Source organism: Nostoc sp. CHAB 5715 (genome assembly GCF_020829685.1).
In the GTDB taxonomy this organism is placed as follows: domain Bacteria; phylum Cyanobacteriota; class Cyanobacteriia; order Cyanobacteriales; family Nostocaceae; genus Nostoc.
In genome coordinates, this window is the sequence record NZ_JAIVFR010000186.1 from 1 (window position 1) to 9502 (window position 9502).

10 protein-coding genes and 1 pseudogene are annotated in these 9502 nt (G+C 39.2%); 2 read left to right on the top strand and 9 right to left on the bottom strand.

Annotated features, from left to right (window positions below):
- Window positions 1-179 precede the first annotated feature (179 nt).
- Together LC574_RS12460 and dapF are read right to left on the bottom strand one after the other, a co-directional pair.
- Window positions 180-371: a hypothetical protein gene (locus LC574_RS12460; protein WP_229453810.1), complete on the bottom strand. Its 192-nt coding sequence runs from the start codon at window positions 369-371 to the stop codon at window positions 180-182.
- 147 nt (window positions 372-518) lie between these two features.
- Window positions 519-1358, bottom strand: a complete 840-nt coding sequence (dapF, locus tag LC574_RS12465; RefSeq protein WP_229453811.1) for a diaminopimelate epimerase — start codon at window positions 1356-1358, stop codon at window positions 519-521.
- Between the two features lie 69 nt (window positions 1359-1427).
- Here dapF and LC574_RS12470 point away from each other — a divergent pair, with 69 nt between their 5' ends.
- Entirely contained in the window at window positions 1428-1646 is a 219-nt protein-coding gene (locus LC574_RS12470; protein WP_229453812.1) for an RNA-binding protein hfq, read from the top strand.
- Between the two features lie 171 nt (window positions 1647-1817).
- Here the strand turns inward: LC574_RS12470 and LC574_RS12475 are convergent, their stop codons facing one another.
- The gene (locus LC574_RS12475) at window positions 1818-3614 is read right to left on the bottom strand and encodes a sensor domain-containing diguanylate cyclase (RefSeq protein WP_229453813.1); all 1797 of its coding nucleotides are present in this window, start codon (window positions 3612-3614) and stop codon (window positions 1818-1820) included.
- A 560-nt stretch (window positions 3615-4174) separates the two neighbouring features.
- The gene (locus LC574_RS12480; protein ID WP_229453814.1) at window positions 4175-4492 is read right to left on the bottom strand and encodes a type II toxin-antitoxin system Phd/YefM family antitoxin; all 318 of its coding nucleotides are present in this window, start codon (window positions 4490-4492) and stop codon (window positions 4175-4177) included.
- Between the two features lie 290 nt (window positions 4493-4782).
- Between LC574_RS12480 and LC574_RS12485 the strand changes: the two genes are divergently transcribed.
- Window positions 4783-5394, top strand: a complete 612-nt coding sequence (locus LC574_RS12485) for a DUF4082 domain-containing protein (protein WP_229453815.1) — start codon at window positions 4783-4785, stop codon at window positions 5392-5394.
- A gap of 206 nt (window positions 5395-5600) precedes the next feature.
- On the opposite strand, the gene LC574_RS12490 is transcribed toward LC574_RS12485, so the two are convergent.
- The 5 genes and pseudogenes from LC574_RS12490 to LC574_RS12510 all read right to left on the bottom strand — a co-directional run.
- Complete coding sequence (locus LC574_RS12490; protein WP_229453816.1) at window positions 5601-5990, bottom strand: hypothetical protein; 390 nt, start codon at window positions 5988-5990, stop codon at window positions 5601-5603.
- Window positions 5991-6484: 494 nt separating this feature from the next.
- The gene (locus LC574_RS12495) at window positions 6485-6781 is read right to left on the bottom strand and encodes a hypothetical protein (RefSeq protein ID WP_229453817.1); all 297 of its coding nucleotides are present in this window, start codon (window positions 6779-6781) and stop codon (window positions 6485-6487) included.
- Window positions 6782-7077: 296 nt separating this feature from the next.
- Window positions 7078-8124, bottom strand: a pseudogene (locus tag LC574_RS12500) (TonB-dependent receptor plug domain-containing protein); the annotation flags it as partial.
- Window positions 8125-8364: 240 nt separating this feature from the next.
- Window positions 8365-8922, bottom strand: coding sequence for a hypothetical protein (locus tag LC574_RS12505; protein WP_229453818.1), 558 nt, complete (start codon window positions 8920-8922; stop codon window positions 8365-8367).
- An 11-nt stretch (window positions 8923-8933) separates the two neighbouring features.
- Window positions 8934-9502: hypothetical protein (locus LC574_RS12510; RefSeq protein WP_229453819.1), on the bottom strand; the 569-nt coding region annotated here is incomplete at its 5' end.

Genomic DNA, 9502 nt, shown 5'->3' on the forward strand with positions numbered 1-9502 from the left:
CGTAAACGCCGCCCGAAAGCTTTCAACACGCAGCCTAAAGTACGAAATACGCAACTGTGTTCGGAGGCGGAGTGTCTCCGACTCCGCGCTGTTTCTCAAGGGTTTTCAGCTAGCCTTTCTTATAAAAACTGTTGCAACCCATAAGTTACAACAGTTCGAGAGATTATTTTAACTCCTAATTAAACTGCTTGTTGACGTTTAATTTCTTGTCTCAATACTTCACATCGTTTCACAGCTTCTCTTGCTTGTTGTCTGTACTGTTTGGCTTGTTCTCGGTCAATTAAACATACTTCCGTCGCTTTACGCATCAATTCAACTGCTTGTGTACTAAGTTCTTTAATACGAGTTCTTAAATCTTCAATTGTTTTCATTTTTCCTCCAGTTCTGAGATGACAAGTTCTAAAATTTGAGTGTTCAAGCAACGTAAAAAGCCCATTTTAGGCACATCTGTAATAAACCTACACCTGTCAGGATATTTATATGGCACTACTACTTGAGTAATGCCAATAGTAAGTCGGTTACAGTTTACCCGTGAATACTCGTTCAGCCGGGCCTGTCATGTAAACCCGTTGGTCGATTTCTGACCATTCAATTTGCAAGGGGCCACCAGGTAATTCTATAGTCGCAGTGCGATCGCATTTCCCAGTTAACACTCCAGCTACCAAGGAAGCACAAGCACCAGTACCACAAGCTAATGTAATTCCAGCACCCCGTTCCCATACCCGCATTTTCAAATAGTCACGGCGTACCACTTGAATAAATTCGGTATTTATGCGTTGAGGGAAAACTGGGTGATGCTCAAATTTGGGGCCGATGGTTTCTAGCTCAATTGCTGCTACATCTTCTACGAAGGTAATGCAGTGGGGATTTCCCATATTTACACAGGTGACATCCCAAGTTTGCCCCGCCACCTCTAACAGCTGAGAAATGACTTTTTCTTGGGCGGGTACAAGATTAGTCGGAATTTCGCTAGCGAGTAACCTGGGTAAACCCATGTCTACTTTAACTTTACCATCAGATAAAAGTTGGGGAGTCATTACACCACCCAAAGTATGAATGCGATATGAGTCTTGATTCCGAGATTCGCCTTCTAAGTCTGCTAAAAAGCCAGCTAAACAGCGAATACCATTGCCACACATTTCTGGTTCTGAACCATCGGAATTAAAAATTCGCATGGTGTAGTCAGTGCCATTTTCTCCAGGTAGGGCAAAAATTACACCATTAGCACCAATGCCAAAGTGGCGATCGCACAACTTGATGGCTTGCTCTGGAGTTATTACAGGCTCAGATGACGAGCGATTGTCAATCAGAATAAAGTCGTTACCTAGACCATGATACTTAGTAAATTCGATTGCCATTTCTTTAAGGATGAATTATCAAGGATTAGTTACTCTTTATTTTGCCTTGTAGGTTCATCTTTACTAAAAATGCTTACCGAATTTGACACCACTTTACCCAGTATTATACAAGTCCAAAACCTGATTAAACAAACAACGCCAGTAGAGTTAAAGCTGCTGACTCAGGATGTGATTACAGGACGGGTTTTATGGCAAGATCCACAGTGTATCTGTATTGCTGATGAAAACAGTCAGCAAACCACCGTTTGGAAACAAGCGATCGCCTACATCAAGCCGAAAGTGAGTTAGGAGTGAGGCAGAAAAATCACACGAAGAGGGCAGCGGGAATGCTCCTTCTGCCCTGCCGCAAAACGAAGTGGAGCAAGGGTTTCAATCCCCCACTTCAACAAGAGTAGTTTTCGTTCAGTCGGGGTGTAACTCAGGTACAATCCCCCTGCTCCCCTGCCTCTTTTTGAACCCCTATTCCTCGTCACTGGACTTAGTTGCAGCACAAACCCACCTATTGCGTCCTTGTTCTTTAGCTTTATACAAAGCTTTGTCGGCTGCGTTAATCAAGTCTTGAGCTGAACTTTTAGCTGTTGGTATAGCAATCGCAACACCTAAACTGACGGTTACAAAATATTGAAAGTTATTCTTCATGTGAGGAATCTTTAATTCTTGAATAGACTTTTGAATCAACTTAGTTACTTTAATAGCACCTGATTCGCTCGTATTTGGCAAAATGACAATAAATTCTTCACCACCATAACGAGCTAGTAGATCGGTAGGACGCTTTAATACAGCTTGGGCTGCACGAGCAACTTGTATTAAGCATTCATCCCCAGCTAGATGTCCATAAGAATCGTTATAATTCTTGAAATAGTCAATATCAAATAGAATTAAAGATAAATAATTTTCAGTTAGTCTTAGTCGATTCCATTCCTGCTCTAAAAATTGCTCATAACAATGACGGTTTGCAATTTGAGTTAGAGCATCTAGCTTACTAATTTTTTCTAGCTGAGAATTTGCAAGTTCTAAAGCATGGTTTGCTTGAGCAAGTTGATTAGCTTGAGAGCGGGATTGCTCTAATAATTCAGAATGTTTTAAAGCTACATTAAACTGAGCTGCTAACTGTTGGATAAATTGAATTTCCGACGTTTCCCACTCGCGTGAACAATGGCACTGATGAACACATAGTAATCCCCATAAAGTTTTTCCTTTCATTAGAGGTGCAACAATTTGCGCCTTGATTTGAAATTGCTCTAACAGTTGAATGTGGCAATCCTTTAGCCCAGCTTGATAAATATCTGATAATACCTGTATACGCCCTTGGTGATAAGCAACTGTATATTTTTCACCAAAACAATCATCCTTCACCTTTATGGCGATCGTAGAATCGTAGTCAGGCAATATATTCTCGGAGACAAACTCCCCAGAGGTATAGTTCGATTCCAGATCAAATCTAAAAATAGTGACGCGATCGCTACGGAGAGCCTTACGAATTTCTCGTGCAGTAGTCTTAAATAAGGTGTCTAGATTAAGAGATTCACGAATTTCAGCAACTAAATTAAACAGAATATCCTGCTGCTGATTTGCTTTATACAGTTCTGTTGCTTTTTGTTCTGCTTGAGCTAAAAATTCTGCTTGTTTAACTGCAAATCCTAACTGCGTTGCAATCTGAGACAGAAACTGAATTTCTAATTTTTTCCATTCGTGTGGCTGTGAGTGCTGATAAGCAGCAAGCACTCCCCACAGTTTTTTTCCAACAAAAATTGGTGCAGTTGCATAAGCTCGAATATGGAACTGTTCTAAAATTTCTAAATGGCATTGAGACAAACCTGCTGCGTAGACATCTGAAACAACTAAAGTTTCATTATTACGATACCGTCCACCTTGATGTTCTTGTAGATAAGAGTCATTCCAAACTGTATTTTTTCCTAATGTTTCTACATCATCCCATCCAGTCTCTGCAAACTCAAAGTCGCTGACAAATTCTCCACCCCAGTTTTCATAGAAACGATAGACGGCAATCCGCTCGATGCGGAGTAACTTGCAAGTTTCCTTAGTGGCTGTACGAAAAATTGTTTCTAACTCAAGAGAAGCTCGGATTTTGCTAATAACTCGGTAAAGCGCCCTTTCTTGCTTTTCTAGCTGTTGAATTTGAACGTGTTGATCGTGCAGTTGAGTTTCTAAATTACTAATACTAGGCTGTCCTAAAAGCTTACAGAGCAGATTAGCGAATACTTTCGTAATAATATGCAAATTTTTATACAACATTATAAGGATAATTTCAGCAATATTTTGGAGATGAAAATAGACAGCGACAACGCTGTAACAACGTAATTTTTCGTAGTTTATAGCCATTATCGCGTAAGGAAGTTTCGTGATCACTTCTCTTGATCTGACTTTTGCCATTAAGTTTTAAAAAGCTTGCTCACAAAGGATTTTGGATAAAGCACCCAAGCTTGATTTGTCCCCTTTTCCCGCACCCACTTGACAATAGTGCAATTACCTTACAGCAGTTTTCATGTATTTGAACCACATCTATCGTAGGGGCACGAGCCAGCTCATACGTGTCAACTTAACGTAAAAGCCATGTCCCGCAAGGAACTTAAGTTCCTTGCTAATAGCAAAAGTAATCTAAAGATTACTAAATATCCGCAAAAATCTTTAGTCTACTTCAGTAGACTTTAGCTATTAGCCTTGAACTTTAGTTCTAGGCGGGTGAGTCCGCCAACAGTTAACCTATTTCAAGGCTTTTGTTGACACCAATGAGCATTGCTAAACCCCTACGATAGATGTGGTTCAAATACATGAAAACTGCTGTAATCTCAACTTCAGTTATTCCCCCTGCCTAAATTCGGTGTCCTTGCCATCACTTCTTCCCCATTTAAGAGTTCGCCCCTGTCAGCTTGGTCAATACCCTTTTGAATTTCCTGTTGCAAGCTTTCTAGCTTCAGTTGGTTTAGTTCTTCTTCAAGCTGCTGCAATCGATTAAGCATCTGCTGGAAAGCACGCGCATCTTGAACCACCACTGCTGCTTCGCCATTCACCGTTAAAACCAGTGGAGCTTTCGTTTCCTTGATTTGCTCAACATAGTTGCTGGCATTGCGCCGGAAGTCTGTTAACGAGTGAATATTTTCAAGGTTAACCATACTAGCACCTAATTAAGTACCTGATTCGATACTTCATCCTTCCTTTAAATATAACAATAGTTTTTATAGACGTTAAAAATATGTTTGTAACCGTTGTCACATCTCAATTTTAATTCTCAAACTTTTCTATACTAGTAGCTTTTTTCATAAATTTTATGTAAATTCACTACAAGAGTTTTTTAAAGATTATATGTGTATATTAATATGCATACTGTAACATAACCGAAAAGACAAAAAAATTGTCTTTCAAAGTAAAAACAATGGTATTGACTTTCAAAAGTGTAAAAAAATTGTCAGTTGCTGTTATTGGATCAGCATTAGCAGCTGCTTTTATGGGGTTAGAAGCTAAGTCGGCAAATGCTGCACTGTTTATCGATCAAGAACAGTCCAGCAGTAATGTAAACATGGCATATTTTTCGCAGTCAGACTTAGCACAATCATTCAAACCAACAGCTAATAATGTTGCAGGTGCTGCCATAAAACTTAGAGAGGGTATTGGAACAGTTGGTGACGTTAAAATATCCTTGTGGAATGCTCAAGGAACGGTTTTAGCAAGTGGTATAGCACTCGGACAGGTTCCCGATGCGTGGACAGAAGTATTCTGGAACCCTGTAGTTGTTACACCCAATCAGACTTTATTCCTCATATTTGAATCGTTCAGTAACCTAGCGATCGCTGGTGATACTAACAATCCATATCCAAATGGTCAAGTCTATGCAAACAGAGGATTTCAATCATTCCCATATTATGATTACACATTCCGCACATACGCTGATGATAGTTTTGGAATCCAATCCGTTCCTGAACCAAACTCTGTCTTAGGTCTAATGACTTTCATTGCTTTCATTGGTGTTTCAGCCACCAAGTGCAAAAACCAACAGAGTGCTTTGTATAAAAGCTAAAATCGAATAGCCCTAAGTAGTAGTCTGTCAATAAATAATTGATGGATAAATTTCCTGTAGAGACGGCGATTTATCACGTCTCTCTAACTTTCACCGTAACGCACCATTGGCAATTCAAAATACGTTAGCCTACGGCATAATACACCCTACATGAACTTTATATTTCTCCATATAAATGGGATTTTTCTCGCTAACTTACTTAACTGTTAGAATCTTATTCCCAGTTGCCCATTAAACCCACGAATAGAATTGTAACCAGCACCAACAAAAACATTATCAGTAGCGCCTACCTGAACGCCGCCTGAAACTGCAACACCTTTATCTTCTGAATAAAGTCCAACTCCTACATAAGGTGAAATGACAGGCAAACTGATAAATTTCAAAACATCTACTCCCGTAGCACCATCAGGGCCAATTCCTAGCTCAACCCCAAAATTTAAAGCCCTAGCTCCTACACCATAAGTTATATCACCATCTTTTCCACCGACTGAAACCCAAGGTTGCGGTATAAGTTGAGCCGATGCTTGACTTGGGGCAAATAAAGTTAACAAAGCGATGGATGTAAGTAATGTTTTAGCAATAATTGCTACTTTCATGTTATTCTCCTACAGTGAAACGTTCGCAATGACTGTAAATATTTTTGTCCAACTACTTACATGGAATCAGCAACACCCTAATTTTAATTACGGCAGTGTCCAGCCGCAATTTTTAATTGTCAGGTATATTTGCTGATTACTTTATCAAAATGCCTGATTACTTTCTCAAAATACTTAAATGCTTTCACAAAAGGTCATTTGACTTACTCAAAAGGTCATTTGACTTACTCATTTTGGTGTTTTCCGCAAGCAAAAGTTTATTTGACTTACTCAAACCCCAGTTTGCTTACTCATTTTGGTGTTTTCCGCAAGCAAAAGTTAATTTGACTTACTCAAACCCCAGTTTGCTTACTCATTTTGGTGTTTTCCGCAAGCAAAAGTTAATTTGACTTACTCAAACCCCAGTTTGCTTACTTATTTTAGTGTTTTCCGCAAGCAAAAGGTCATTTGACTTACTCATTTCGGTGTTTTCTGCCAACAAAAGCTATGCAACCCTACTCAAAAGTGGATACATCTCGCAGTAAACTAGGAATTTCCCCTTGAGATAAAGGAAACTCCAGCAAAGTTTCTCTAAGACCTAAATACCCAGATTCAGCGAATGACAAAAGCATTCGTGAAAGTGCTAGCCAAACCTCCGGTTCATATTCCCAATCCCGATAACGCGAAGCTTTACCAGCAATTGAACGTAGCGCCCAAAAATAAGAGTTTCTCACCACCGAACCACCTTTCTTAAACTCTGGTAAATCTTCGTGGTGGATAAAAAGCACTTTATTTTCAATTCTAGCTCTCATCGCAATTTTATATTTTAGATTAAAAGTAAATCTTAAATAGGGTGGATTACGGCTTTAGCCTAACGCACGATGTTGTATATAGGACTTACGCACGCTCTACGAATTCTTGGCGTTCTTGGCGTCTTGGCGGTTCGATAAATTAAGCCTTTCGGCGATTTTTGCGTAAGTCCTGGTATAGTGGTGCGTCGTCTTTACCAAAAAACTCCTCTTTACTCTGTGTTCTCTGCGCCTCTGTGGTTCAATAAATAACTTTTAAACCGCAGAGTCACAGAGAACACAGAGAGCAAAACAGACACCTAAAAATTAGCGCTTAAACCCAAACGAAAAGTGAATCCAGGACTATATATGCGATTCACTCGCTCATATTGCTCACCGAGTAGATTTTCTAAATAAACTGTCAATCCTAAATTGGTAGTTAAAGGTATACGACCGGTCAAATCTAAATTTACGAAAGATGGTGCAAAATCTGTAGCCTTGTCACCAGGGTTAGCGAAGATGGATCTGCGAGCGCCACTATTATAAGTAACATACAAGTTAGCCTGCCATCCCGCATTTTCATAACCTACGCCAGTTTGAAGTACAGAGTAGGGAATTAAACCTAACTGTAAACCTCTGTCTGTACCTGTTTTTATTTGAGCATCTGTATAAGTATAGTTGAGGAAAGTTGACCAGCCTGGGGCAATTCTTAATTGCAAAGCTGCCTCTAAACCATTGGTATCTACTAATCCAATGTTTTCCCATATTCCGGCGATGACTTCCAAGCGATCGCTTATACTACTACCAAAGTAAGTAAACTGTCCAATCAGATTTTGAGAAAAATTTACATCTACTCCCGCACTCCAACTAGAGTCGGTTTCCGGTCTTAAATTAGGATTAGGTTTCCAACCATGAACCGTATCATAAACATACAACTGATCTAACCCAGGATTGCGTTGTGCCCCTGCCCAACTTCCACGCACTGCTACTATTGGTGTGACAGCATAACGTAACCCAAAACTAGGGTTGAGATAATTTCCAAACTGGCTGTCAAATGTTTGCCTTAGCCCTAAATCTATCAAAAAATTATCACTAATATTCCAAGTATTGACAGCAAATAAAGCTGTATTAAACATACTTCTATCTTCAGTTTCGTTTTCGGTAATCCTAGTAGGATCTGTACTCAAAACATCACCGATTAAATCGGTGTTTTTCAAATCTAATCCCCAACGCAATTTATTATTGGAAGTAATTTTCCACTCATGATCTACTCTAGCTGTGAGTTGTTGTGTATCTAAAGACCCTCTACGATAAAATGATGCTCCTGTAGGGCCATAAGTGCTAAAATAATCTTGGTTATACCCCAATTTATCGGGGGTCGCCACAGGCGGGGGGATCTTATCCGAACTGTATTAAGTCACCACGTAGTATTGTTGCTGTAATAGTAAAATCATGTCAAAAGACACGCTGTCATATTTCCACGGCTTAGATTCCCGATTTCTCTCAGAGATCGGGGAATCTTGTTGTTCACAAATGATTAAGTAGGGCTATAGCAGTTTTTAATTGCGTGAAGTATGTACAATTTTTATGGGTGCAACATCATAGTTTCAAAAACAATTTTTACTCGCAACTCTAATTAGAAAACGCAGAGCTTCATTTACTGCTTCCGAATTGGGAAACATTTCTGCAACATCAGGTTCTAAAAAAACTATTAACTTTTCAAAATTATTGTAATTATCTTCAATATTTTTTATATTATTGTCTGTCACAACCTGATTTGATTGAGGTTTATTCTGTATTATGGTTGTTTGGGAAGAGGCAGCATTTAATTTATTAACAAGTGATTCCCAACTACTAACTTTCAGCTTAAAGTGAGCCTTTGCATCCCGTAATGTTTTAAACTTTTGCTTCAGAATATCAACAGTATAAATATGCTTTTGAGATACCTGGTTTTCTAAATTAAGGTCTGACTCAACCATATCAACTACTTCACTAATAAGTCGATCATGATTTTCGGCAATTTGAGCAGCAGCCCCTAAAATCTTAGAAGTTGCTTTTATTTGTACATCAGTCTCTTGTTTAAGGCGATCAGCAATACTGCGAATTTGATCTCCCAACCTCGCTTTACCTTTTTTTTGCGTGGTTGGGAGTGATTTTTTGCTCATAGTATGCTTATTTATTCAGATAGTATATCTTTAATAGCCAGCCAGATGCGTTTAAACTTTTGTACCAAACCCATAGGATTGTTAGTTGTTTCTTCTTCTACCGAATCAACTAGAGATTGAATCCGATCCATACGCTCTGCTACAACGTAAAGACTGTTTACTGCTTCATCCTTACTTTCTAAGGATTCACGCAGTAGCACAACCATCTGGGCAATTTCCCGTTTTAGTCGTTCATTTTCGGCTTTACGGCGAGTTTCCCATCCTTTAATACTAGCTTTAGAACGTCGCTCATGCTTGAGTTCTGCTTTAGCCTCATTGTATAAACCCAAATACATTTCTCGTTCAGAGTTTACTGACTCATATTTGGTAAGCAATTCAGTTGCTCTCACTTTTTCTTCGTTGTAGAGGCAGAGGGTTTGTTGATGACTTTGTTGTTCATCAACATAAAACTGGTAATTTTGAGTAACTCGCTCTTTTAGCTCATTAGCTTCGAGTTGGCAAGTTTGAATCTCTCGCTGATGAACATGAACTAGCTGGGATATTTTGGCTTTTTCTTCGTTGTAAATCCACTGGCTTGGGA

Excerpts from the sequence above, each read along its gene's own strand:
- LC574_RS12460 (WP_229453810.1), bottom strand. The coding sequence starts at position 371 with ATGAAAACAATTGAAGATTTAAGAACTCGTATTAAAGAACTTAGTACA.
- dapF (WP_229453811.1), bottom strand. The coding sequence starts at position 1,358 with ATGGCAATCGAATTTACTAAGTATCATGGTCTAGGTAACGACTTTATT.
- LC574_RS12470 (WP_229453812.1), top strand. The coding sequence starts at position 1,428 with ATGCTTACCGAATTTGACACCACTTTACCCAGTATTATACAAGTCCAA.
- LC574_RS12475 (WP_229453813.1), bottom strand. The coding sequence starts at position 3,614 with ATGTTGTATAAAAATTTGCATATTATTACGAAAGTATTCGCTAATCTG.
- LC574_RS12480 (WP_229453814.1), bottom strand. The coding sequence starts at position 4,492 with ATGGTTAACCTTGAAAATATTCACTCGTTAACAGACTTCCGGCGCAAT.
- LC574_RS12490 (WP_229453816.1), bottom strand. The coding sequence starts at position 5,990 with ATGAAAGTAGCAATTATTGCTAAAACATTACTTACATCCATCGCTTTG.
- LC574_RS12495 (WP_229453817.1), bottom strand. The coding sequence starts at position 6,781 with ATGAGAGCTAGAATTGAAAATAAAGTGCTTTTTATCCACCACGAAGAT.
- LC574_RS12505 (WP_229453818.1), bottom strand. The coding sequence starts at position 8,922 with ATGAGCAAAAAATCACTCCCAACCACGCAAAAAAAAGGTAAAGCGAGG.